General features: G+C 56.9%; 22 protein-coding genes. 10 read left to right on the forward strand and 12 right to left on the reverse strand.

The window, feature by feature from the left end:
* Nucleotides 1-14 precede the first annotated feature (14 nt).
* The 3 genes from NIZ92_RS02900 to coq7 are packed head-to-tail and all read left to right on the forward strand — an operon-like array spanning nucleotide 15 to nucleotide 1,985.
* Complete coding sequence (locus NIZ92_RS02900) at nucleotides 15-650, forward strand: SCO family protein (RefSeq protein ID WP_009461119.1); 636 nt, start codon at nucleotides 15-17, stop codon at nucleotides 648-650.
* On the forward strand, nucleotides 650-1,285 hold the full coding sequence (locus tag NIZ92_RS02905; protein WP_035271257.1) for a hypothetical protein: 636 nt from the start codon (nucleotides 650-652) through the stop codon (nucleotides 1,283-1,285). Before NIZ92_RS02900 ends, NIZ92_RS02905 begins: the two co-directional genes overlap by 1 nt.
* A gap of 31 nt (nucleotides 1,286-1,316) precedes the next feature.
* Nucleotides 1,317-1,985, forward strand: coding sequence for a 2-polyprenyl-3-methyl-6-methoxy-1,4-benzoquinone monooxygenase (gene coq7, locus NIZ92_RS02910; RefSeq protein ID WP_009461117.1), 669 nt, complete (start codon nucleotides 1,317-1,319; stop codon nucleotides 1,983-1,985).
* Between the two features lie 616 nt (nucleotides 1,986-2,601).
* Here coq7 and pyk read toward each other — a convergent pair.
* The 6 genes from pyk to gcl all read right to left on the reverse strand — a co-directional run bounded on the left by pyk (nucleotide 2,602) and on the right by gcl (nucleotide 9,492).
* The gene (gene pyk, locus NIZ92_RS02915) at nucleotides 2,602-4,023 is read right to left on the reverse strand and encodes a pyruvate kinase (RefSeq protein ID WP_009461116.1); all 1,422 of its coding nucleotides are present in this window, start codon (nucleotides 4,021-4,023) and stop codon (nucleotides 2,602-2,604) included.
* Between the two features lie 29 nt (nucleotides 4,024-4,052).
* Nucleotides 4,053-4,451: a heme-binding protein gene (locus tag NIZ92_RS02920; protein WP_009461115.1), complete on the reverse strand. Its 399-nt coding sequence runs from the start codon at nucleotides 4,449-4,451 to the stop codon at nucleotides 4,053-4,055.
* Nucleotides 4,452-4,473: 22 nt separating this feature from the next.
* A complete protein-coding gene (locus NIZ92_RS02925) occupies nucleotides 4,474-5,751 on the reverse strand; it encodes a glycerate kinase (RefSeq protein WP_254002674.1) in 1,278 nt (425 codons plus the stop codon).
* A 224-nt stretch (nucleotides 5,752-5,975) separates the two neighbouring features.
* On the reverse strand, nucleotides 5,976-6,860 hold the full coding sequence (locus tag NIZ92_RS02930; protein WP_035271253.1) for a 2-hydroxy-3-oxopropionate reductase: 885 nt from the start codon (nucleotides 6,858-6,860) through the stop codon (nucleotides 5,976-5,978).
* A gap of 39 nt (nucleotides 6,861-6,899) precedes the next feature.
* Nucleotides 6,900-7,688, reverse strand: a complete 789-nt coding sequence (gene hyi / locus NIZ92_RS02935) for a hydroxypyruvate isomerase (protein WP_254002675.1) — start codon at nucleotides 7,686-7,688, stop codon at nucleotides 6,900-6,902.
* Nucleotides 7,689-7,716: 28 nt separating this feature from the next.
* Nucleotides 7,717-9,492, reverse strand: a complete 1,776-nt coding sequence (gene gcl, locus NIZ92_RS02940; RefSeq protein WP_035271252.1) for a glyoxylate carboligase — start codon at nucleotides 9,490-9,492, stop codon at nucleotides 7,717-7,719.
* A 110-nt stretch (nucleotides 9,493-9,602) separates the two neighbouring features.
* Between gcl and NIZ92_RS02945 the strand changes: the two genes are divergently transcribed.
* Nucleotides 9,603-10,520 carry a LysR family transcriptional regulator gene (locus NIZ92_RS02945; RefSeq protein ID WP_026485032.1) on the forward strand — a complete coding sequence of 306 codons (918 nt, stop codon included), beginning with the start codon at nucleotides 9,603-9,605 and terminating at the stop codon, nucleotides 10,518-10,520.
* Nucleotides 10,521-10,583: 63 nt separating this feature from the next.
* Here NIZ92_RS02945 and NIZ92_RS02950 read toward each other — a convergent pair whose 3' ends face one another.
* The 6 genes from NIZ92_RS02950 to uraD form a co-directional block, all read right to left on the reverse strand.
* Entirely contained in the window at nucleotides 10,584-11,459 is an 876-nt protein-coding gene (locus NIZ92_RS02950; protein ID WP_115634274.1) for a hypothetical protein, read from the reverse strand.
* Between the two features lie 195 nt (nucleotides 11,460-11,654).
* Nucleotides 11,655-13,139 (reverse strand): nucleobase:cation symporter-2 family protein, encoded by a 1,485-nt coding sequence (locus NIZ92_RS02955; protein WP_254002676.1) that lies wholly within the window; start codon nucleotides 13,137-13,139, stop codon nucleotides 11,655-11,657.
* A gap of 373 nt (nucleotides 13,140-13,512) precedes the next feature.
* Nucleotides 13,513-13,698, reverse strand: coding sequence for a 4-oxalocrotonate tautomerase (locus NIZ92_RS02960; RefSeq protein WP_009461108.1), 186 nt, complete (start codon nucleotides 13,696-13,698; stop codon nucleotides 13,513-13,515).
* A gap of 27 nt (nucleotides 13,699-13,725) precedes the next feature.
* Nucleotides 13,726-14,517: a class II aldolase/adducin family protein gene (locus NIZ92_RS02965; protein WP_254002677.1), complete on the reverse strand. Its 792-nt coding sequence runs from the start codon at nucleotides 14,515-14,517 to the stop codon at nucleotides 13,726-13,728.
* Entirely contained in the window at nucleotides 14,514-15,026 is a 513-nt protein-coding gene (locus NIZ92_RS02970; RefSeq protein ID WP_035271249.1) for an ureidoglycolate lyase, read from the reverse strand. The genes NIZ92_RS02965 and NIZ92_RS02970 overlap by 4 nt, the downstream gene beginning before the upstream one ends.
* Nucleotides 15,027-15,171: 145 nt before the next feature.
* Nucleotides 15,172-15,702 (reverse strand): 2-oxo-4-hydroxy-4-carboxy-5-ureidoimidazoline decarboxylase, encoded by a 531-nt coding sequence (gene uraD, locus NIZ92_RS02975; RefSeq protein ID WP_035271248.1) that lies wholly within the window; start codon nucleotides 15,700-15,702, stop codon nucleotides 15,172-15,174.
* Between the two features lie 289 nt (nucleotides 15,703-15,991).
* On the opposite strand from uraD, the gene NIZ92_RS02980 reads away from it, so the two are divergent.
* From NIZ92_RS02980 to NIZ92_RS03005, 6 genes are all read left to right on the forward strand, one after another.
* Complete coding sequence (locus tag NIZ92_RS02980; RefSeq protein WP_009461103.1) at nucleotides 15,992-16,948, forward strand: LysR family transcriptional regulator; 957 nt, start codon at nucleotides 15,992-15,994, stop codon at nucleotides 16,946-16,948.
* A 198-nt stretch (nucleotides 16,949-17,146) separates the two neighbouring features.
* On the forward strand, nucleotides 17,147-18,271 hold the full coding sequence (locus NIZ92_RS02985) for a glycosyltransferase (RefSeq protein ID WP_009461102.1): 1,125 nt from the start codon (nucleotides 17,147-17,149) through the stop codon (nucleotides 18,269-18,271).
* Nucleotides 18,272-18,326: 55 nt separating this feature from the next.
* On the forward strand, nucleotides 18,327-19,601 hold the full coding sequence (tviB, locus tag NIZ92_RS02990) for a Vi polysaccharide biosynthesis UDP-N-acetylglucosamine C-6 dehydrogenase TviB (protein ID WP_026485039.1): 1,275 nt from the start codon (nucleotides 18,327-18,329) through the stop codon (nucleotides 19,599-19,601).
* Between the two features lie 14 nt (nucleotides 19,602-19,615).
* On the forward strand, nucleotides 19,616-20,641 hold the full coding sequence (locus NIZ92_RS02995) for an SDR family oxidoreductase (protein WP_022983250.1): 1,026 nt from the start codon (nucleotides 19,616-19,618) through the stop codon (nucleotides 20,639-20,641).
* Nucleotides 20,638-21,999, forward strand: coding sequence for a murein biosynthesis integral membrane protein MurJ (gene murJ, locus NIZ92_RS03000; RefSeq protein ID WP_035271247.1), 1,362 nt, complete (start codon nucleotides 20,638-20,640; stop codon nucleotides 21,997-21,999). Before NIZ92_RS02995 ends, murJ begins: the two co-directional genes overlap by 4 nt.
* Nucleotides 22,000-22,005: 6 nt before the next feature.
* Nucleotides 22,006-23,148, forward strand: a complete 1,143-nt coding sequence (locus tag NIZ92_RS03005; protein ID WP_137430719.1) for a glycosyltransferase family 4 protein — start codon at nucleotides 22,006-22,008, stop codon at nucleotides 23,146-23,148.
* The last annotated feature ends 12 nt before the right edge of the window (nucleotides 23,149-23,160 follow it).

The following is a 23,160-nucleotide window of genomic DNA, read 5'->3' on the forward strand; positions in this document are numbered from 1 at the left end:
ACGATGGGCCAGCGATGAGACTATTTATAAGTATTCTCCTGGTCTTCGCCCTGGGTATTGGGGCACTGGCCCATTTGACGCAAGGGTTCTCCGCCCTGACAGCCGAGACGGCCCGTCGCAATGATGTTGCCGCCTCGCCGCGTCTGATCTCCGATGTCGAAGTACTGCTCCCTGCCGGGGGCAGTACCCAGCTAAGCTCTCTGCTGCAAAACGATGGCCGTATTACCATCGTCAATTTCATCTATACCCGCTGTGTCACGCTATGTCTGGCGATGGGCTCGGAGTATCAGCAACTGCAAAAAGCGATTGTGGACGAAGGCTTGCAGGACCGTATCCGCCTGCTGAGCATCAGTTTTGATCCCACCGATTCGCCTGATCACCTGCGCCGCTATAGCAAAACCATGAAGGCCAACCCGGATGTCTGGCAATTTGTCACCATGATGCCCGGCGAACAGCGTCAACGTGTGCTGGATGATTTTGGTATCGTCGTTATTCCCGCCCCTTTTGATGAGTACGAGCACAACGCGGCCTATCACGTTGTCAGTGCCGAACCGCGCCTGGGTCGTATCGTGGATTACGGTGAACCTATGTTGGCCCTGGCGTATGCCAAGCGTGCCCTCGAGGATCTGGATAAGAAGGGAGCGATGTAATGTCTTTAAAACGTGTCGTCGAATCCCCTAAAGTACGTCCTTATTTTGGTAGTGCCCTGGCATTGGTGGCAGCTTTGCTGTTTGCTGCCGCCGCCTTCTGGGATCGCCCGCTGACCGCCTCCATGAGTCTGCACATGCTGGTGCATATTCCCTTGTTGGTCCTGTCGGGCATTACCTTGCAACTGGCCTTGCGCTACCAGGGAGTTGGACGTTCGGCTGCCATGCAGTCTTTACTACGCCCGTATTACGCCTTGAATGAGTATGGTTTGCCTGGCCTGATCATGGTCAGCTTTGCGGCGGCTTACTGGATGGTTCCCAAAGCACTGGACGATGTGCTGGTATCGCCTCCCATGGCTACTGCCAAATATATCGGTCTGGTCTTGATGGGCATGTTGTTCATGGAGTCCTGGCGCCGCGCCCATCTGGTGTTTCGTCTGTTCTTCTTTGGTAACTTCAGTTGGATGATGGCCATTGTTGGTCTGCTGTATTACGACAATCCGGTTCGGCTCTGTAATTTCTATCTGCAGTCTGACCAAGAGATTGCCGGCATAGGCCTGGTTATCATGGCTTGTGTGCTGCCATTGCTTTGGCTCTTGTCTGAGAGCAAGGCAGTGATCGCCTTTTTGCGGCAATAATACCCATCCATTTTGTTTTGCAGGTGTCCTCATGAGCCATACCGTTTCCAACAGCGATACCCGTCTGTACCGACGCAACAGCTTTTTTGACCAGATTCTGAGCGAGACGAATCGGGCCCTGGAAGTATTGGGACGTTCGGCACGCGCGTCGCGCCCGAATCCCGCTGGCAAGGAAGTGTCCGAGATTACGGCTGACGAAGCCCGCCATGCTGCCGGCTTGATGCGTGTGAACCATGTAGGCGAGATTTGCGCCCAAGCCTTGTACCGTAGCCAGGCCATGTTGTGCAAAGATCCCCAGGCAACCGAAGTGCTGCTGCAAGCTGCGCAGGAAGAGGTGGATCACCTGTCCTGGTGCGATGACCGTTTGCGCGAGCTCGATAGCCGCCCCAGCGTGTTCAACCCCTTGTGGTATGCCGGTTCTTTCGCGTTAGGCTTGCTCGCCAGCCGGGCAGGGGTGCCTTATAACCTGGGCTTTATGGCCGAGACCGAGCGCCAGGTTGAAGAGCATCTGGAAAGCCATCTGGAGTCCTTGCCTGCTACAGACAATCGCTCGCGCCGGATCGTAGAAAAAATGCGCGATGACGAGATTGAGCATCGTCGTACAGCCGAGAATCACGGGGCTGTGGGTTTGCCTCCACCCGTTAAAACCTTGATGCGCATGATGTCCAAAGTCATGACGACGACGGCTTATCGCCTGTAAAAGGGAGCTCTGGGCCAAATCATTTATTGATGAGTGCCGAGCCTTCATGGATGCAAGTAGCAAAACGGGTCAGTAATTGACCCGTTTTTCTTTGTAGGTTTGGAGCTTGTTTGGCGGCTTAGGGTTAACGACTAGATACCTGGAATGAGATTTGCGCTAGGAAATTGATGCATTAAAGCGACAAGATGGGCATCTAAGGGTTTTCCACAGCATTTATCTTGCATTGCACCATTTTTGTGGGTAGACTTTAGTTATTGGATGTTGAAAAGAAAGCGGGAAATAAGCAAAAGCACAAGCGTAATAACCCTTAGCTTTCTGGCTCGATACTTTATCTGGTAGCCCAACTTGCCACGATTGTCTCCTCCACCCTCCTCCTTTGGTGGATTTGCCCGAGATCTCTAGATCTCGGGTTTTTTTTTGCCCGTATCCTTTGTTTGTGAATGTCCTGCCTTGAAGGGCCAGTGTTTACGGGGCTTCTGGCCTTGTTGATGCCCGTGCGGCTCGTCGTCGCTGTTTTGGCTTCACATGAAAAAAATACTGCACAGTCTGAATAGGAAAAGCCTTGCCCATCATTGTGGATGGACAAGGCTTTTTTTATCGCCAAGGTTGAGCGAACTTACTTCTGTGGAACCGTGGCCACATGCAGCAGGTTGGTGCGACCGCTGGTGCCAAAAGGAACACCGGCAATCATCACGATGGTGTCGCCCGCCTGGGCGAACTCATGTTGCGCTGCCATATCGGTAGCGTGGTCGATCATCTCGCCCAGATCGCTGACGTCCTCGCAAGGCACGGCATGGACGCCCCAGGCCAAGGCCAGACGGCGTGCGGTTTCCACACGGGGTGTCAGTGCCAGGATAGGGGCGATGGGCCGTTCACGGCTGGCACGCAAGGCGCTAAAGCCAGTCGTGGTGTAGGCCACGTTCGTTGCCGGTTCCAGAATGCTGGCCACGCGACGCAGGGCGCAGCAGATCGCGTCTGCGGTGCTGGCTTCAGCGGTGCTGTGGTTGGCTTCCAGAATGGTGCGCCAGCTAGGATCGTTTTCGATCTCCTTGATGATGCTGTCCATGATGGACACCGCTTCCAGTGGAAACTGGCCGGAGGCCGATTCGGCGGACAGCATGACGGCATCGGCACCCGAATAGATGGCGGTAGCTACGTCGGAAGCTTCAGCTCGTGTAGGCACAGGCGAGGTAATCATGGATTCCAGCATCTGTGTAGCGACAACCACCGGACGGCCTGCCGCACGGGCAGTACGCACGATTTGACGCTGCAACACAGGCACGCGCTGGGGTGGGACTTCCACGCCCAGGTCGCCACGTGCCACCATCACGCCATCACACAGCTGGACAATTTCTTCCAGGTGTTCCAGCGCTTGTGGTTTTTCCAGCTTGGCCATGATCCAGGCCTTGTCGCCGATCAGCTCGCGGGCTTCACGGATGTCGCCAGGACGTTGCACAAAGGACAGCGCAACCCAATCCACGCCCAATTCCAGTCCAAACTTCAGATCGATCAGGTCTTTTTCGGTCAAGGGCGAGATAGGCAGTACCACGCCGGGTACGTTCACGCCCTTGCGGTCGGACAGCGGGCCGCCGACCATGACCGTGGTTTCTGCAAAATCCGGACCAAAGCTGTCCACACGCAGACGCAGCTTGCCGTCATCGAGCAGCAGGTCTGTCCCATCTTCCAGTGCAGCGAAGATTTCGGGGTGAGGCAGGTAGGCACGCTGGCTGGTCCCTTCGGCGGGGTCCAGATCCAGGCGGAATTTCTGGCCGGTTTCCAATGTCACGCGGCCATCTTGCATTTTGCCAACGCGCAGCTTGGGCCCTTGCAGGTCCATCAGAATACCGATGCTGCGACCGGTTTCCTTTTCAATCTGACGAATGGTGTGATAGCGCGCGGCATGGTCTTCATGTGTGCCGTGGCTGAAGTTCAGGCGGAACACATCAGCGCCGGCCTCGAACAGTTCACGAATGCGTTCTGGCGTAGAACTGGCAGGACCCAGGGTAGCCAGAATGCGGGAATGACGTTGACGTTTCATGGGTTGTTGTCCTTAGGGGGATCGATAGCTCAAAGAGCAGCGATACCGGCGCGGGCGATCTGAGCGTCTTCAGGTGCCTTTACGCCGGACACGCCGACTGCACCAATGACTTGACCGTCCACCACAATCGGCTCGCCGCCTTCCAGTGGCGTGATGGGCATGGACAGAGCGGCAAAGCGACCATTGTTGACCATGTCTTCAAAAACCTTGCTGGGCTTGCCACCGCCCAGCACGCATGTGTGTGCCTTGGCGGGAGCAACCTGCGCGCTCATCAAGGGAGCGCCGTCCATACGTTGCATCCAGAGCGCGTGACCGCCTGCATCGCAAATGGCGATGCTGACAGCCCAGTTGTTCTTCAGCGCTTCTTGCTCGGCAGCAGCAGCAATTTTTTTAACATCGGCCAGGGTCAGTACTTTCGTGTCTCTCATGTCCAGTCCTTTAAGAAAAGCGTTAATCGCTAGGGGGTAAAACCAGAATTGCACGGAAATCGTTGACGTTGGTCAGGGTAGGGCCCGTAACCAATGCGTCATCCAAGGCTTCAAAGAAGCCATGACCATCATTATTGTCCAGACTGGCCCTTGGGCGTATACCTTGTTGCCAAGCACGCTCCAAAGTGTCCGGACCGCAGAAGGCTCCGGCAATTTCTTCCTGGCCATCCACACCGTCGGTATCGCCTGCCAAACCGTAGACACCGGGTGCCCCGTTCAAGGCAATGGCGGTGGACAACAGAAACTCCACATTGCGACCGCCACGGCCCTGGCCGCGCAAGGTCACGGTGGTTTCTCCGCCCGAGAGCAGCACGCAGGGGGCCTGGGCAGGCTGGCCATGCTGGGAAACGCTCAGGGCAATACCAGCCATGACTTTGCCTACATCGCGCGCTTCGCCTTCAATGCTGTCGCCCAGCAAGACGGGACGCACGCCACGGGCTTCAGCGACACGAGCTGCAGCCAGCAGGGCCAATTGGGGTGTAGCAACCAGATGGGTGGTGACATGAGCCAGGCGTGGATCGTCGGGTTTGATGGTTTCGCCATCGCCGCTCTCCAGCAGGGCACGGGCTGCGGCTGGAATCTCGATGCCGTAGCGGGTAATGATTTCCAGCGCTTGCTCGCACGTGGTGGGATCTGCCACCGTGGGGCCAGAAGCGATGTCCATGGGCTTGTCGCCGGGAACATCGGAAATCAGCAGGTTCAGGACGCGGGCGGGGGCACAAGCCGCTGCCAGACGGCCACCTTTGATGGCAGACAAGTGGCGGCGTACCGTGTTCATCTCACCAATTGAAGCGCCCGATTTGAGCAGCGCTTTGTTGATGGCTTGCTTGTCCGCCAGGGTGATGCCTTCTCCGGCAAGAGGCAGCAGAGACGAGCCGCCACCGGAAATCAGGCAAATAACCAGATCGTCTTCGTTCAAATCGCTGACCGTGCGCAAAATTTCGCGGGCCGCGTCTTCACCGGCTTGATCGGGGACCGGGTGAGAGGCCTCCAGAATCTTGATGTGATCACAAGGCACGCCGTAGCCATAGCGGGTGACGACAACACCGCTGATGGGGCCTTTGTCCCAGTGACGCTCCAGTGCCTGGGCCATCGCCGCCGATGCTTTGCCAGCACCGATCACAATGGTGCGGCCTTTGGGCGCATCGGGCAGATAAGGCGGGATGCAATGTTCAGGCTGAGCCGCGTTGACGGCAGCTTGAAACATTTTGCTGAGTAAGTCTTGTGGCTCGATCTTCATGGGTCAATCCTAATGCAGAGTGACGGCAACAAACCATCTTACTGCGCTACAACACGCCTTCACATCCCCGCTTTGACTTGCAGCCTTCTAGAAAGGGGGGGCTGTCTGGGGGGGGGCTTGGCGGTAAAAAAAAGCGGGCCGCAGCCCGCTTGCTGGATGTCCCGGTCGTACTGGCTTGATATCTGGAAAAAATCAGTCCGGACGGGAGCATCCTTGAACCGATCTTATTGACCAATCTCGTAGTTGGCCATGATTTCCAGAGCGCGGACCATGGCGGAGTGGTCTTGTGCGGCGCCACCGTGGGCGGCGCAGGTATTGAACAGCTCCTGGGCCGTTGCGGTGTTGGGCAGTGCTACACCCAGCTGGCGCGCCGTGGTCAGGGCCAGGTTCAAGTCTTTCTGGTGCAGTTCGATGCGGAAGCCTGGATCAAACGTGCGCTTGACCATGCGCTCACCGTGAACTTCCAGAATACGGGAGTTTGCGAAACCGCCCATCAGCGCTTCACGAACCTTGCCCGCATCGGCACCGGCCTTGGAGGCCAGCAGCAGGGCTTCGCCCACGGCTTCAATGGTCAAGGCCACGATGATCTGGTTGGCCACTTTGGTGATCTGGCCGTCGCCGTAGCCGCCGACCAGGGTGATGTTCTTGCCCATCAGTTCAAACAGGGGCTTGACCTTGTCGAAGGCTTCTTGCTTGCCGCCGACCATGATGGTCAGCGAGCCAGCCTTGGCACCGACTTCGCCACCGGACACAGGCGCGTCCAGGTATTCGCAGCCCAGCTTGACGATGCGCTCGGCAAAGTCTTTCGTGGCCACGGGGGAGATGGAGCTCATGTCCACCACGATCTTGCCAGCGCTCAGACCGGCGGCAATGCCGTCTTCGCCAAACAGCGCATCTTCCACGTGCGGGGTGTCGGGCACCATCGTGATGATGATGTCAGCCTGACGGGTTACTTCGGTGCCGTTGGCGCAAACGGTGGCGCCGGCTTCTTTCACGCTTTTGGGGAAGTCGCCACGGGTGTAGGCAAACAGCTCATGACCACCTTTGATCAGGTTGACGGCCATGGGTGCGCCCATGATGCCCAAACCAATAAAACCGATTTTAGCCATTGTGTAATCTCCTAATAATTATCTGCAGGTATTCGACGATCAGGCAGTGACTTCAGTCAGTTCAGTCATCCAGCTCAGGCCATCCTTGGTCACGCCGGCGGGCTTGTACTCGCCGCCGATCCAGCCCTGGTAGCCAATGCTGTCGATGTACTTGAACAGCCAGGCGTAGTTGATCTCGCCTGTGCCCGGTTCGTTGCGGCCTGGGTTATCCGCGATCTGGATGTGTGCAATCTTGTCCAGGTGCTTTTTCATGGTGGCGGCCAGCTCGCCTTCCATGCGCTGGGCGTGGTAGACGTCGTACTGGATGAACAGATTGTCCGAACCCACGTCCTGCAACAGCGCCGCGGCCTGTTCGGTACGGTTCAGGTAGAAACCTGGAATGTCGAAGGTATTGATGGGTTCAACCAGCAGGCGCAGGCCGGCGTCTTTCAACTTGGCGGCAGCAAACTGCAGATTGCTGACCAAGGTCTTGTGAGCCAGTTCGCGGTCTGCACCTTCGGCCAGCTTGCCAGCCAGGCAGTTGACTTGCTTGCAGCCCAGCGCGGTGGCGTATTCAATGGCACGGCCTACGCCGTCCTGGAATTCACCCACGCGCTCGGGCAGGATTGCAATGCCGCGCTCGCCGCTGTCCCAGTCGCCCGCAGGCAGGTTGTGCAACACTTGGGTCAAACCGTGTTGTTGCAGTTTGTCAGCCAGCTGCTGTTTGTCGTAGGCGTAGGGGAACAGGTACTCCACTCCCTTGAAACCAGCTTCGGCCGCTGCCTGGAAGCGATCCAGGAAGTCGTGCTCGTTAAACAGCATGGTCAGGTTGGCGGCAAATTTTGGCATAGTGCTACTCCGTTTTTTAAATCAGCAATCAGTCCATCAGCGAGATGGCGGTGGGGGCGTCAATACCCGCTTCGGCCAGGGACTCGAATTCCGTCACATTGTGCAGTTCGGTACCCATGGCAATGTTGGTGACGCGCTCCAGGATCAGTTCGATCACAACCGGCACGCTGAACTCTTTCATCCATGCGCGAGCCTGTTCAATGGCGGGCTGGATGTCTTCGGGTTTGTGTACGCGGATGGCCTTGCAACCCAGACCTTCCACCACGGTGATGTGATCCACACCATAACCTTCGGTTTCAGGGGCGTTGATGTTGTCAAAGGCCAGCTGTACACAATAGTCCATCTCAAAGCCGCGCTGTGCCTGACGGATCAGACCCAAGTAGGCGTTGTTGACCAGAATGTGCAGGTAAGGCAGCTTGAATTGTGCGCCTACGGCCAGCTCTTCAATCATGAACTGGAAGTCGTAGTCGCCCGAAATGGCTACCACTTCGCGACCGGGGTCAGCCGCAACCACACCCAGTGCAGCAGGAATCGTCCAGCCCAATGGGCCTGCCTGACCGCAGTTGATCCAGTGACGTGGTTTGTACACGTGCAGGAACTGGGCGGCAGCAATCTGCGACAGGCCAATGGTGCTGACGTAGGTGGTCGAAGGGCCAAAGGCGCGGTTCATTTCTTCGTAAACGCGCTGAGGCTTCAGGGGCACGTTGTCAAAATTGGTCTTGCGCTGCAAGGTGGCCTTGCGTTTCTGGCAGTCGGCTACCCAGGCGGCGCGGTCGCGCAGCTTGCCGGCAGCCTTGTACTCCTTGGCCACTTCAATGAACAGCTTCAGTGCAGCGCCAGCGTCCGAGGCAATACCCAGATCAGGGCCAAATACACGGCCAATCTGTGTCGGCTCGATGTCCACGTGCACGAACTTGCGGCCTTCGGTGTAGACGTCTACGGAACCGGTGTGGCGGTTGGCCCAGCGGTTACCGATACCGAATACAAAGTCCGATGCCAGCAAGGTCTGGTTGCCGTAGCGGTGCGAGGTTTGCAGGCCAACCATGCCAGCCATCAATGGGTGATCGTCGGCCACAGTACCCCAGCCCATCAGGGTCGGGATAACGGGTACGTTGACCAGCTCGGCAAATTCCTGCAGCAGCTCGGATGCGTTGGCGTTGATGACGCCGCCACCGGATACGATCAGCGGACGCTCGGAAGCGTTCAGCAGTTCGATGGCTTTTTCAGCCTGGGCACGGGTGGCAGCAGGCTTGTAGGCTTCCAGCGGGGAGTAGGTATCCAGATCAAATTCGATCTCGGCCATTTGCACGTCGATAGGCATATCGATCAGTACAGGACCAGGACGGCCAGAGCGCATGATGTGGAAAGCCTGCTGGAACACGCGCGGGATCAGATCGGGTTCGCGCACGGTGACGGCCCACTTGGTCACAGGCTTGGCAATGGATTCAATATCCACAGCCTGGAAGTCTTCCTTGTACAGGCGGGCACGAGGGGCCTGGCCGGTAATGCACAGAATTGGGATCGAGTCAGCCGATGCGGAGTACAGGCCGGTGATCATGTCTGTGCCAGCGGGGCCGGAAGTACCGATACATACGCCGATATTGCCGGGATTGGCACGGGTAAAACCTTCGGCCATGTGGGAAGCGCCTTCCACGTGGCGGGCGAGAATGTGATCAAAGCCACCTTCCTTGCGCAGTGCGGAGTAGAAGGGGTTGATTGCGGCGCCAGGCACGCCAAATACGGTGCTCACGCCTTCTTTACGTAAAATCGCGGCGGCGGCGTCCACTGCTCTCATTCGAGCCATTGATATCTCCTAGATCATCGTTTGACGAAATTCACAACTCGATAATAAGGAGTGATAGCCCTGCCTAGAAATGGTGGTACGATTGTTTCTATCGATACTTGGAGTATTGAATGAGCCGTTATACCGAAATTCGAAGTTTTGCGCTGGTCGCTGAAAAAGGCAGTTTTGCGGCTGCGTCCGTGATCGAAGGCGTTACCCCGGTGGTGATGGGTAGGCGCCTGGATGCCTTGGAGCAGAGACTGGGAGTGCGTTTGATGCACCGGTCCACGCGCGGGCTGACGTTGACTGATCTTGGCGAGCAGTTTCTGGAGCAGTGCAAACAAATTCTGAAGGACTTTGAAGAGGCCGAAGCCAGCATCAGCGCCCAGCGTAAAGTGGTGCGCGGGCACCTGGTGGTATCGGCTCCGGCTGCCTTTGGGCGTCGTCATGTGGCACCGCATGCCTTGTCCTTCAAGAAGCGTTACCCCGAGCTGAAGCTGTCTTTCAACTTCACCGACAGCGTGGTGGATCTGGTGCGCGAAGGTTATGACATGGCCTTGCGTATTGGCGAGGTCACCGACCCCAACTATGTGGCGGTACGTCTGTATCCGAACCGGCGTGTGGTGTGTGGTACGCCCGAGTATTTCGAGCGTCACGGGGTGCCGCGCGTACCGGAAGATCTGGCTCGTCATAACTGCCTGGCGTTCAACTTGCAGGGTGGGCAGCAACGCGGCTGGACCTTCTTGCGGGATGGTCGTCCTTTGGCGGTACGGGTTGATGGTGATCTGGACTGCAATGACGGTGAATTGCTCTTTAATTGGGTCAAGCAAGGTTGGGGGATTGGCTGGCGCTCCACCTGGGAAATTCAGCCAGAACTCAAGCGGGGCGAGCTGGTGACGGTGCTGAATGAGTTCGAGATTCCCAGCTACGACATCCAGGCGGTGTATCAGCAACAGCGTTATCTGCCAGCCAAAGTGCGACGTTTTATCGACTATTTGCGAGCCATCTACAACACCCCGGGTTATTGGGACGGCGAGGTGCAGTTCTAACTGCTTTGGTCTTCTGAAAAAAAAAACCGCTTCGAAAAGCGGTTTTTTTATGCTGCATGGCGCTTAGAAGTGCCATTCCACTTGTACGGTGGGGGCGCTGGTTTTGATGCCAGGCTTCAGGTTGCCGTTCGCCATATAGCGATTACCGAACTTGTTGTACCAGTACTCGTAGCCAATACCCACCCACAGGGTGTTCTTCTTGTCGAAGGCCACTTTACCCACGTCAGCCATCAGGGAGGTACGGACCAGCACTTCAGACTTGGTGCTGATGCCTGCGTAATCGTCACCCTTGGGGCCGGCGTAGTTGGCAAAGCCCTGGAACTTCAGCGGGACCGAACCCACATCGAAGGGCAGGTTCCAGTTCAGGCTGGCCAGAAACTGGGTGTGGAAGGAGCTGCGACTGTCGGGGCAGGCGGGAGCACCCAGACCGCAGTGGTTCCATTCCTTACCTACCATCAGGCTCAGGTCCACAAAACCTCGGGGGACATCGAATTTGAAGGTCGGGCCCAGTACCAGCAGGCGTTTGCGCGGTGCAAAGGCAGTGTTCTTGGTGTTCAGGTCAAACCCTGCAGTAATGGCCACATCTTTCACGGGACCGAAGCTCAGATCCTTGTCGAATACCTTGCCCATGGAGAGCTGGTGACGGTAGGTGGCGTAGAACTCGGTGGCGCCATTGCTGCCATTGCCGCTGGACGGGTCGTAGCGATCCGACTGCAGAATATCCAGGTTAAAGAAGTTCTGGCCCAGGCTGTAGCCGTTGACGTGTGTCAGGCTCAGGATGTGCTTCTGGATAGTCCGATCGTTCATCGGCTCGGTGTATTGCGTGCTGAAACGGTAGCCTAAAAAGGTGTCGCTCCAGTCGGCTGCCAAGGCGGGGCTGGACAGCAGTGGGGCGGCCAGCAGGGCGCATGCCCAGCGAGCAGGGTGTAGCTTTTTCATGGTGTCTCCTCTTTGTTTGAGCGCAAGCAGGTCCTTGGGATCTGATGTCCCTTACGGCCTGCGGCCTTAGTTTTCTTTGAGTGGGTGTTACTGACCTTGCTTAGATTAATTATGGACAGTCGATACTTTTATGAAGGTACTGCGGAAATTTGAACAGCCGCCCATTTCAGGCAGGGCGGCTGATCAAAAAGGGGCTTAGCCGTTTTGCGAGGCCAGGTGATTGCCGCTGTCTTCAGTCGCGTTTTGAGCGGCGGCCTGTTTGCGGGCCTGGGTAGCAGCGGTGGATTCAACGGTGTGACCTTGGTCGGCGTATTTTTCCATGCCGTTGAAAAACAGGTTCAACAAGATGGCAGATACGGCAGCCAGCAAGATTCCGCTATGCAGCAAGGGAGCCAGAGCAGGGGGCATCTTGTCCAGCAGGTGCTCGGCAACCAGGGGAATCATGCCAAAGCCCAGGCTGATGGCCACGATATAGGGGTTGTAAGGGTTACGGTTCAGGTTGGCCGACATCAGGATCTTGATGCCGGTAGCGGCCACCATGCCGAACATCACAATGCCAGCACCGCCCAGAACGTAGTTGGGGATGGAGGCCACAATGAAAGCCATTTTGGGGAACAAGCCCAGCATGATCAGGAAGGCACCGCCCATGACACATACCCAGCGGCTGCGCACGCCGGTCACGCTGACCAGGCCCACGTTTTGCGAGAACGAGCTATGCGGGAAGGTGTTCATGATGCCGCCCACCAGGGTACCCAGACCGTCGGTACGCAGACCGCGCACCAGCGCTTCTCGGTCGGTAGGACGGCCGCAGATGGAACCCAATGCCAGGAACATGCCCAGAGACTCAACCATGATCACAACCATGATCAGGGACAGGACTGCCGCTGCGCCCAGCAGGGCCCAGCTGAAAGTAGGCACGCCAAAGTGGAATGGAGTCACCACCGCAAACCAGCTGGTCTGATCCAGACCTTCAAAGGTGATGCGACCCATGGCCAAAGAGACAAAGAAACCGACCAGCAGGCCAATCAGCACTGCCACGTTTGCCAGGAAACCGCGTGCAAACTTGGTGATCAGCAGGATCACAATCAGCACCATCAGGGCAATGCCCAGGTTTTCCAGCGAGCCGTATTCGGGGTTGGGGATGGACAGGCCGGTGGCGGCGTCAGTAATAGTAGGGGAGCCGCCGCCGATCCAGTTCAGGCCCACGCGCATCAGCGTCACGCCAATCACGGTAATGATGATGCCGGTCACGACCGGGGGGAACAGGCCCATCAGACGGCTAAATACCGGAGCAATCAGAATACTGAAGATACCGGCCAGAATGGTGGCGCCGAAAATACCGGGCAGGCCCAGTTGCGGATCCAGGCCAATGGCGATCATGGGGCTGACCGCTGCAAAGGACACGCCCATCATGACGGGCAGTTTGATACCAAACATACCCAGGCCACGAGCCTGGATGATGGTGATCAGGCCACAGCACAGCAGGTCGGCATTAATCAGGAATGCGATCTGTTCCTTGGACAGGCCCAAGGCCGCACCAATGATCAGGGGGACAGCAACTGCGCCCGCGTACATCACCATGACGTGTTGCAAACCAAGGGTTGCCAGGCGCCCCGTTGGTAGGCGTTCGTCTACACCGTCACAAGCAGCAGGTGTGGACACTTCTGGGTTGGCGGACATCCGGGTCTCCTTATTAATACGTTATGCGCAGCCGATGCCTGGGCCGCGTAAGCATAAAGTTATCGGATGGGCCGTATCACTGGAAGGCAGTACGGCTTGATAAGTAGAATACGTAAAAGCGTATGGCAGGCTGATGCTGACAGGGGGGAAAGGATATAAGCCCTGTAGATGGGGCCTGTGTTCAGGCCACGCCCTAGCAGATTCCTGCTTTTTTCATGCATTTTTCAGTGCTAGGGGTATTGCCCACCTAGTCCGTCCTGAAAATCTATGTTAGCAGCCTCCAAACTACTGTTTGATTTACGTTTGAGGATTCGTTAAGGTGTTGAAAGATATAAAAAAAGCGGCCCTGTGGCCGCTTTTTCATGGGTCTGATTTATTTGTCCGACCACAGGACGCCGGCCGTGGCCCAGTCCTCGCGTTTGACGTCGGTAAAGACCACATCGACGGCCTCCGGGGTACAGCCAAGCACGCGACAGGCTTCTTTAGTCAGGGCCTGGGCGAGCTCACGCTTGATTTCCACGGGACGGCCGTCGAATAGTTGTACGTTAATAGAAGGCATAAAAGCTCCGTAGGGGTGGAAAGGGTCTTAGCGGCAAAAATCCGGCTCGCTCTGATAGAGCTTGCGCAGCAAGGCTGGCCATTCTAACAAGCCCTCTGGCTCATCCCCGGGTAAAAGCTGGCGATGTGTCAAATCCAGCACATCCGTCGGGGGCAGGTGCAGTTGCGGGCTGGCAGCCATGGCCGAGAGCTGAATGCGACAGGCGCGCTCCAAGGCATCCATCAGGACATAAGCTTCGGCAACAGTACGGCCACAGGTCAGGGCGCCGTGATTGCGCAAGAGCAGGGCGGGATAGGAGCCTAATTGCTTGAGCAGGGCCTCTTGCTCCTGGGGCGGGAAGGCCAGACCGGCATAGTCGTGATAGCCAATATCCTGCCAGAACCGCATGGCGTGTTGCGATAGAGGCAGCAATCCACAGGACAGAGCCGAGACGGCAATCGAGGCATCTGTATGTAAGTGGATGACACAGTGTGCATCCGCTCGGGCGCGGTGAACGGCGCCGTGAATGGCAAAACCGCTGGGGTTGGCACGACGGCCTGTGCCGTCCACAACCTGGCCCTGGGTATCAATCAAGAGCAGATTGGAAGCGCAGATTTCATCAAAGCGCAAACCGAAGGGATTGATCAGGAAAGTGTCGTCGTGGCCGGGCAGGCGCAGGGAAATATGGGTGTAGATGATATCGTCCCAGCCCTGGCGGGCCGCCAGCCGGTAGGCGGCGGCCAGATTGACACGGGCGCGCCAGTGCTCAAGATCAATATCGGCCGGACGATGGGCGTAAATGGCCGCTATGTCCGGCGTGATGGGACAGGACTGGCTCACGCTGCTGTGGTTTCCAGTTCAGCAATGATGGCTTTTTCTTCCAGCTGAATCACATCGCAGTTGTCGCCGGGACCTTTGCGATCAATCACGATGAAGTCGGCCACTTGATTCAGTGCCATCAAGGGGTGGTGCCAAACGCCAGTTGCGTAGTTCACGCCCTGGTCGCCACGGGCCAGGAACAGGCGTAGATCGCTTGCCTTGGGAGTCGGGCCAGCAGGGGCCACAATCACCAGATACGGTTGGCCGGACTGCGGAATGAAGGCCTGGCTACCTTTGGGGTGGCGTTCCATCATTTCCACGGTAAAGGGCAGGGTGCGTGGCTGACCACGGAAAATGGACACAATCGCGTGGCCGTCTGCACCCGGCTCGATCTTGGCCAGGTCGTGGTAGCGCTCGGTATTGCCTTCATTGATGGTGAAATGCTGAACCGTGTCGGAGGCCTCGATGACATCACCAAAGGGGGCGAAGGCTTCGGCTGTCAGGGTTTCCAACTTCAATGTGATTGTCATGGCAGAGGTCCTTGATAAGGCAGACCCGCGTGGGGCTGAAAGCAGCCGCGCCACGAAGGGTCAGAGGAAACAAAGGGCAGCGTGCCCGCAGGCTGGCGCTACCCCGTGAACTGGATGGGTCAACAAGACCCGGCAGGCAGCAAAATCAGCCCAGCAGCGCATCCAGACGGAAACGGGCAATCTTGCCGATTTCAGTCAGACAAGCTTGAAACTCGGTTTCAGCACTGTTGTTCAGACGAGCTTCTACTGTATCCATGATTTGGTAACGGCTCAAACCCTTGACGGCAATCACGAAGGGAAAACCGAAGCGCTCACGGTATTGGGCATTCAGGCCACGCAGACGGGCCAGCTCTTCGGCCGAACACTGATCCAGGCCGGCGCCACGTTGTTCGCCTGTCGATGCGGTGGTCAGTGTCCCTTGCTCGGCTTCTTTACCAGCCAGCTCGGGGTGAGCACAGATCAGGTTCTTCTGTTCTTCGTGCGATGCTTCTTGGACCACTTGCACCATGCAGGCGTGCAACTGATCCACGCTTTCAAAGGGACGCTGGTTCCAGCTACGCTCAGGGACCCAGGGGGAATGTTCAAAAATACCTTCGAGCTTGTCCACAAATTGGCTCTGATCCAGGCTGGAGAGTTCGGTGAGCGCTTGTGTGGTGGTAAGGGTTTGAGTAGTCATGTGTCAGTCCGATTATCTAAGCGTAAATAGTGCGAGCCGAGGCGGCTCCAGGGCCAGGCCTGGAGGCCGTTTTATCAAGGGTAGTGGGTGGGCGTTTACACGGTATGTTTGAATTATTCAAACCCTTATAAACCACCGCCTGTGGGCTATGATTTTCTTATATGGGACCAGTTTAAGTTTTCTGTTTATAAATAAAATAGAATTAGGCGTATAAATGATATATGCCATCTCGTATTGTGCATGTATGTCATTATCATGCTGGAAAAAAGCGTAAGAAGGAGAGAATAAGATGGCCGCCCGACGTGGGGATAACCCGCTTGATACCTATCTCTTGAGGGTATTTTGCTTACTCGTTACCGAGCGCAGCGTCTCGCGTACCGCGTTCAAAATGAACCAGTCGCAGCCTGCTATCAGTGCGGCCTTACGACGCTTGCGTGACATTATTGGCGATCCTTTGCTGGTGCGCGAAAAAGGGGGCATGGTGCCTACCGAGCGCGCCATTGGCCTGCTGGCCCACGCTAAAGGAGCTCTGGCCGAGATCGACTGTATGGTTAATGCACCCGACAGTTTCGACCCACAGGTAAGTCGCAGTGAGTTTCATATCGGAGCGCCAGATTATCTGGCGCCTGTCTTTATTGGCGGAGTGGTCGAGCGCATGCGTCGCGAGGCACCGGGGGCACGCTTGAATCTGCATTCCCTGGATGCCAGCTTTGATTTTGAGCGTTCTTTGGCGGAAGGCGACCTGGATATGGTTATTGGGAACTGGCCCGAACCGCCCGATCGCATGCACCTGTCCGTGCTGCTGGAAGATCAGATTGTCTGCCTGGTAGCGGCAACGCACCCCTTGGCTCGCAAGGGGTTGACCATGGATGATTACGTGCGGGCGCGCCATGTGGTGCCCATGCCGTATTCCATCAACCAGCGCGGTGTCATCGATACGACCTTGGCGACCCTGCGTATTCAGCGTGATGAAAGCGTGGCGGTGCAGTCCTTTTCGGCAGCACCGTATTTGCTACAGAATACAGACCTGATTTTTACGACTTCGCGTCATTTCGCCGAGTTTTATTGTCGACTATTGCCCCTGGCGATTCTGGAGGCCCCGCTGGAGTTTCCGCCCATGCGCTTTTATCAGCTCTGGCATGAACGTAACCGGCATTCGCCCAGCCATCGCTGGTTACGGCGACTCCTGACCGAGTGCGGTAATCAGCTGGCCTCGACAGAACCGTTGCCGCAACCCGATTCCTGAGCCCCAATCCCGCAAAATACTTGCTTTCGGGCTCGCGCTCGGGCAAATTAGCGAGCTACTCCTGCCTACACGAAAGTGATACGGGACTTGACGGAAATTGTTGCATTTAATGCGACTGGTCACGGACACAAGCCGGAAGGCAGGTTGATAATGTGTAGTTCCTAACCTAGCAGGTGTTTTGCGGTGTCTTTACCTCAGATGGGGGAGTCTCTTACCTGGTTGTATATCTGTGTCGTGGCTTTTATGGTCGGCGGGCTGATCGTGGCCTCCGAACGTTGGCATGGCCGTCTGACCGGGGACAGCGACCTTAGTAAACCCCAAGCGTCCCATTCTCGTCCTACCCCGCGTGTGGGTGGTCTGGCCGTGGTGGCAGGCAGTTTGGCTGGCTTGCTGGTCCTTGGGCCCAGCAATATGACACTGACCTGGCTGTGGCCGGTCTTGTTTCTGGCTGCCATGCCGGTATTTGTGGCGGGCCTGGTCGAGGACATCACCAAGGACGTAGGTTCTCTGAAACGCTTGCTGGCCGCTTTCCTGTCGGCCGCGATTGCCTGGTGGTTGCTGGGCGGCGTGTCGCGTGTTGGGGTGAGCTGGGCTGATTGGGTTCTGGGTTTCTGGCCCATTTCGCTGCTCTTTACCATGATTGCGGTAGGCGGCTGTACCCATGCCCTGAATATTATTGACGGTATGAATGGCCTGGCCGGCATGATCGCCACCTTGATGGCGCTGTCCCTGGCTCTGGTGGCCTTGCAGGTGCAGGACATTCCGATTTTCCTGATTGCCGCCTCGCTGGCGTCGGCCACCCTGGGCTTTCTGGTATGGAACTTTCCTTTTGGACGGGTCTTTCTGGGGGATGGGGGCGCATATTTCCTGGGCTTCATGCTGGCTGAACTGGCTGTGCAACTGGTGGTGCGCAACCCCAGTGTGTCGCCGTTTTACGCCTTGGCCGTGCTGTTTTACCCTGTTTTTGAAACCATGTTTTCGATCTGGCGTCGCCGTTTCAAACGCGGTGTGCCTGTGGATCAGCCGGACGCGCTGCACCTGCATCAACTGGTGTTCCGTCGTCTGGTGCGTTCCACGTTCAGTCGTGACAGTGGCGGAGCCTTGCCCGCGTTTTGTAATGCCATGACCTCGCCGTACCTGTGGGTACTGGCCCTGATCGGTTTGGTGCCGGCCACGATCTGGTGGGACAATACCTGGGCTTTGTGTGCCAGCATGCTGGCCTTCTCACTGGTTTATATCTGGCTCTATTCCCGTCTGGTTTCGTGGCGTCGCCCTTCCTGGCTGCTGCTACCCTCGGTACGGCGGCGGATAGATCGGGACTGATACTGTCAGGCGTTCAAGATTATTCCTTGCGCATAGCGCTAACTGGAGAATGAAGTTGCAACTTGAGAATGTGAAACTGGCCGTCATCGGCTTGGGATATGTCGGTTTGCCTTTGGCTGTAGAGTTTGGCAAAAAGCGTTCCGTTATTGGTTTTGACATTAACGCGCGTCGTGTCGCCGAACTCAAGGAAGGGGTAGACCGCACGTTGGAGGTCGAGAGCGAAGAACTGGCCCAGGCCAGTGGCTTGAGCTACTCCTGCGAGGCCGATGAACTGGCCCAGGCCAATGTGTTCATTGTGACTGTGCCCACGCCTATCGATGAATTCAAACAGCCTGATCTGACTCCCCTGGTCCGCGCTTCCGAGACCATCGGTAAAGTGCTCAAGCGTGGTGACATCGTGGTTTATGAATCCACGGTTTACCCCGGCGCGACCGAAGAAGTGTGTGTGCCTGTGCTGGAGCAAGTGTCGGGCCTGCGCTTTAACGAAGATTTTTACGCGGGGTACAGCCCGGAGCGTATCAATCCGGGCGACAAGGAACACCGCGTCTCCACCATCAAGAAAGTCACTTCCGGCTCGACCCCTGAAGTCGCTGAATTGGTCGACGCCTTGTACCGCGAGATCATTGTGGTGGGTACCTTCAAGGCCAGCTCCATTCGTGTGGCAGAAGCGGCCAAGGTGATCGAGAACACCCAACGCGACGTGAACATCGCCCTGATCAACGAATTGGCTCTGATCTTCAACCGCCTGGGCATTGACACCCTGGACGTGCTGGAAGCGGCGGGTACCAAGTGGAACTTCCTGCCTTTCCGTCCTGGTCTGGTGGGTGGTCACTGCATTGGCGTGGACCCCTACTACCTGACCCACAAGGCGCAAGCCATTGGCTACCACCCCGAGATCATTCTGGCTGGCCGCCGTCTGAACGACTCCATGGGCGGCTATGTGGCCTCCCAACTGGTTAAAGCCATGACCAAGCGCCGCATTCAGGTGCAAGGTTCGCGCGTCCTGTTGCTGGGTCTGGCCTTTAAAGAAAACTGCCCTGACCTGCGTAACACCCGCATTGTCGATATCGTGCATGAACTCAAGCAATACGATGTTCACGTAGATGTATACGATCCATGGGTTGACCCTAAAGAAGCGCAACATGAATACGGTATTACTCCGGTCGAGACTCCTAAAGCGGGTGAGTACGACGGGGTGATCGTGGCTGTGGCCCACAAGCAGTTCAAGGAACTGGGTGTGGAAGGTGTGCGCCAATGGGGCAAGCCCGAGCATGTGCTCTACGACTTGAAGTATGTGTTTGATCGCGAACAATCCGATCTGCGTCTTTAATTTTGGAAAGCATTATGAGCGCTGCATTTGAACAGGCGAGCCAGCAACTGCGTAATCAGCCTAAAACCTGGCTGGTTACGGGTTGTGCCGGCTTTATCGGTTCCAACCTGCTGGAAGCCCTGCTGAAAATGGATCAGCAGGTGGTAGGTCTGGATAACTTTGCAACCGGCCATCAATACAATCTGGACGAAGTGCGCGATCAGGTTGGTGCCGAGCGCTGGGCTCGTTTTCGCTTTATTGAAGGCGATATCCGCAATCTGGATACCTGTCGCGAAGCTGTTAAAGGCGTGGACTATGTGCTGCACCAGGCCGCTTTGGGGTCGGTGCCTCGTTCCTTGAACGATCCGCTGACTTCCAATGAGGTCAACGTGAACGGCGCCTTGAACGTGATGGTGGCTGCGCGTGACGAACAGGTTAAAGCCTTTGTTTATGCGGCTTCCAGTTCCACCTATGGCGACCATCCCGGTTTGCCCAAGGTGGAGGATACGATTGGTCGTCCACTGTCCCCCTACGCCGTCACCAAGTTCGTGAACGAGCTGTATGCGGACGTGTTTGCCCGTGCCTATGGCTTTTCCAGCGTGGGCCTGCGTTACTTCAATGTATTTGGCAAACGTCAGGACCCTAACGGTGCTTACGCTGCGGTGATCCCCAAATGGGTATCGGCCATGATCCAGAACCAGGATGTGCAAATCAATGGGGATGGCCAGACCAGCCGCGATTTCTGCTTTATCGACAACGTTATTCAGATGAATATCCTGGCCGCCGTGCAGCAAAAACCCGCTGTGGCCGAAGTCTATAACGTGGCCGTCAATGCTCGCACCAGTTTGAACGAGCTGTTCGAGCACTTGAAGCAGACCTTGAGTGCAAATGGTGTGAACTACACCAAACAGCCCATCTATGCGGACTTCCGCGCGGGCGATGTGCTGCACTCTCAAGCCGATATCACTAAGGCTCGCACCCAATTGGGTTACGAGCCGACTCACACGATTTTGCAGGGCCTGAACACAGCCATGCCCTGGTACGTGGCGTTTCTGAGTTGATTTGGGCCAGCCTGAAAGCACGTCTGTCTAGTTTGCATGACGACCACCGTCGCATCGCCCTGGGGGCGATGCGGGTGGCGTTTTTTCTGTTGCTGGGCAAGGCAGCGGGCGCTTTCAAAGAAATGGCGGTGGCTTATCGCTACGGTGTGAGCGATGTAGTCGATGCCTATCAGTTCACGATGGTCATGGCCAATTGGCTGCCAGTGACAATCGTTGGCTCCATGTCCGTTGTGCTGATTCCCGTTCTGGTGCGCTTGCATCGTCTGGAACCGGCTGCGCGCAGCCGTTTTCTGGGTGAACTCAAGGCCTGGTGCATTGTGCTGGGCTGCGTGCTGGGTGCATTGATCTGGATTAGCTGGCCCTGGGTGCTGCAATGGACGGGACAGGGTTTAAGCCCTGCAGTCCATGAAATGAGCCAGGAACTGCTGTTTGCCTTTGCGCCAGCGGCGGTTCTGACCCTGATGATTGGCCTGAGTGCCGCCCGTTTGCGGGCGCATGAGCGTCACATCAACACCTTGCTGGAAAGTGTTCCTGCCTTTGTCATCCTGATCTGGGTGCTGGCCGCAGGCGCCAATGCTGGCATTGGCCCCTTGTTGTGGGGCACCTTGCTGGGCATGACTATCCAGGCCGTGTGGCTGATGATTCTGGCTTCTCGGGCTGATCAGATCTGGGCTCGTCCCACGATCAGCTTGCGTGCCGAACAGTGGCCGGATTTGCTCAAGGCCGCCACCATCATGTTAGTGGGGCAGGTTGCCATGAGCTTTGTCGGCCCTATCGACCAATATACGGCGGCCAATCTGGGCGCGAATGCCAACGCGACCTTGGGTTATGCCACGCGCTTGCTGGCCCTGGTTCTAGGTGTGGGGGCGGCCTCTGTAGGCCGTGCTGCCTTGCCTGTGCTGGCTGATATTCAAAGCCGGGGCGATAACGCCCGTGCTCGTTCCATGGCCTTGAAATGGTCGGTCATGATGTTGGCGGCTGGTGGAGTAGCGGCGGCCATCGGCGTCCTGCTGGCTCCTTGGGGCGTGGCACTGCTGTTTGAGCGTGGCGCGTTTACCGCGCAGGATACGGCCACCGTCGCCCAGGTTTTTAGCTGGGGACTGGTGCAACTGCCTTTTTATTTTGGGGTGCTGATTCTGGTGCAGCTACTGGCCAGTCAGAACCGTTATAAATCCATGGCAATTATTGCCGTGATCAATTTTTTGGTGAAAGCGGCCCTGAACCCGATTCTGGCGGCGCGCATGGGTCCGTCGGGCATCATGCTGGCGACCAGCCTGATGTATGCGGCTTCTTTCACTTGTTATTTCATCTTGGCCTTGAAGCCAGCCAGTGCCTTTGCGCCTGGTTCGCAGGAATAGGAAAACGTGCACAGTCATTCGGTAGTTCGCCCTCATATCATGCTGCTTATCCACTCTTTGGGTGGGGGCGGGGCAGAACGTGTCGCCGTCGATTTAAGCGCAGCCTGGGTGGCGCGCGGCTATCGAGTGTCTCTGGTGACGCAGGCCGGCCGTGACAAAGACGCGTATACCGTAGCAGAGGGCGTAGAGCGCCACGTGCTGGGAACGGCAGGCAGCAGTCGTGGCCGCCTGGATGCCTTGTGGAAGAACTGGCGGCGCGTGAGCCGGGTGCGATCCCTGATACGCAAGACCAAACCCGATGTGGTTCTGGGCATGATGACCACTTCCTCGGTACTGGCCATTTCTGCCGCCAAAGGCTTGCCCTGCAAGGTGATTGCTACCGAGCATACGCATCCGCCCTCCCAGTCCTTGTCCTCTTTTTGGCAAAAAGCCCGTTTGCGTACCTATCCGCAAGCTCATGCCGTGATCGCGCTGACTGCTGGTACTGCAGACTGGTTGCGCGAGCATGTGCCCGGCAGCCAGGTTCAGGTAATTCCTAATGCCGTACGCTGGCCTATGGATAGTGCCGAGCCTGTCGTGCCGGTGCCCGAACTGCCAGAAGGCCGCAAACGTTTGCTGGCTGTGGGGCGACTGCACCCGGTTAAAGGGTTTGACACCCTGATCGAATCCTTTGCCATGTTGTCCAACTATTTCCCGGATTGGGACTTGGTGATTCTGGGCGAAGGCGAGCAGCGTGCTCCTCTGGAAGCACGAATTGAAGAGTTGGAGCTGCAAGAGCGGATTCAGCTTCCCGGCCGCGTCGGCAATATGGCGGACTGGTACGAGCAGTCAGATCTGTATGTACTCAGCTCCCGCATGGAAGGCTTGTCCAACAGCCTGCTGGAAGCCATGGCCAGCGGTTTGACCGCTGTTGCCTTTGATTGCGATACCGGCCCGCGCGAGATTATCCGCGCCAATATTGACGGCGTCTTGGTACGCCCGATTGAAGACGTGGAAGCCCTGGCAGCCCATTTATCCGACCTGATGTCCAACGACGACAAGCGTCAGCGATTGGCACGCCGCGCCACGGATGTGCGCGATCGTTTTTCCTCGGCCCGAGTTCTGGCGCTATGGCAGCAAGTGTTGGAACAGTGCTTGCGTCGGCCTTAAAATGGCGCTTTG

This window comes from Alcaligenes sp. 1735tsa3 (genome assembly GCF_024134565.1).
GTDB lineage: Bacteria > Pseudomonadota > Gammaproteobacteria > Burkholderiales > Burkholderiaceae_B > Alcaligenes > Alcaligenes phenolicus.

Coding starts and splice junctions, on each gene's coding strand:
- NIZ92_RS02900 (WP_009461119.1), top strand. CDS start 15: ATGAGACTATTTATAAGTATTCTCCTGGTCTTCGCCCTGGGTATTGGG.
- NIZ92_RS02905 (WP_035271257.1), top strand. CDS start 650: ATGTCTTTAAAACGTGTCGTCGAATCCCCTAAAGTACGTCCTTATTTT.
- coq7 (WP_009461117.1), top strand. CDS start 1,317: ATGAGCCATACCGTTTCCAACAGCGATACCCGTCTGTACCGACGCAAC.
- pyk (WP_009461116.1), bottom strand. CDS start 4,023: ATGAAACGTCAACGTCATTCCCGCATTCTGGCTACCCTGGGTCCTGCC.
- NIZ92_RS02920 (WP_009461115.1), bottom strand. CDS start 4,451: ATGAGAGACACGAAAGTACTGACCCTGGCCGATGTTAAAAAAATTGCT.
- NIZ92_RS02925 (WP_254002674.1), bottom strand. CDS start 5,751: ATGAAGATCGAGCCACAAGACTTACTCAGCAAAATGTTTCAAGCTGCC.
- NIZ92_RS02930 (WP_035271253.1), bottom strand. CDS start 6,860: ATGGCTAAAATCGGTTTTATTGGTTTGGGCATCATGGGCGCACCCATG.
- hyi (WP_254002675.1), bottom strand. CDS start 7,688: ATGCCAAAATTTGCCGCCAACCTGACCATGCTGTTTAACGAGCACGAC.
- gcl (WP_035271252.1), bottom strand. CDS start 9,492: ATGGCTCGAATGAGAGCAGTGGACGCCGCCGCCGCGATTTTACGTAAA.
- NIZ92_RS02945 (WP_026485032.1), top strand. CDS start 9,603: ATGAGCCGTTATACCGAAATTCGAAGTTTTGCGCTGGTCGCTGAAAAA.
- NIZ92_RS02950 (WP_115634274.1), bottom strand. CDS start 11,459: ATGAAAAAGCTACACCCTGCTCGCTGGGCATGCGCCCTGCTGGCCGCC.
- NIZ92_RS02955 (WP_254002676.1), bottom strand. CDS start 13,139: ATGTCCGCCAACCCAGAAGTGTCCACACCTGCTGCTTGTGACGGTGTA.
- NIZ92_RS02960 (WP_009461108.1), bottom strand. CDS start 13,698: ATGCCTTCTATTAACGTACAACTATTCGACGGCCGTCCCGTGGAAATC.
- NIZ92_RS02970 (WP_035271249.1), bottom strand. CDS start 15,026: ATGACAATCACATTGAAGTTGGAAACCCTGACAGCCGAAGCCTTCGCC.
- uraD (WP_035271248.1), bottom strand. CDS start 15,702: ATGACTACTCAAACCCTTACCACCACACAAGCGCTCACCGAACTCTCC.
- NIZ92_RS02980 (WP_009461103.1), top strand. CDS start 15,992: ATGGCCGCCCGACGTGGGGATAACCCGCTTGATACCTATCTCTTGAGG.
- NIZ92_RS02985 (WP_009461102.1), top strand. CDS start 17,147: ATGGGGGAGTCTCTTACCTGGTTGTATATCTGTGTCGTGGCTTTTATG.
- NIZ92_RS02995 (WP_022983250.1), top strand. CDS start 19,616: ATGAGCGCTGCATTTGAACAGGCGAGCCAGCAACTGCGTAATCAGCCT.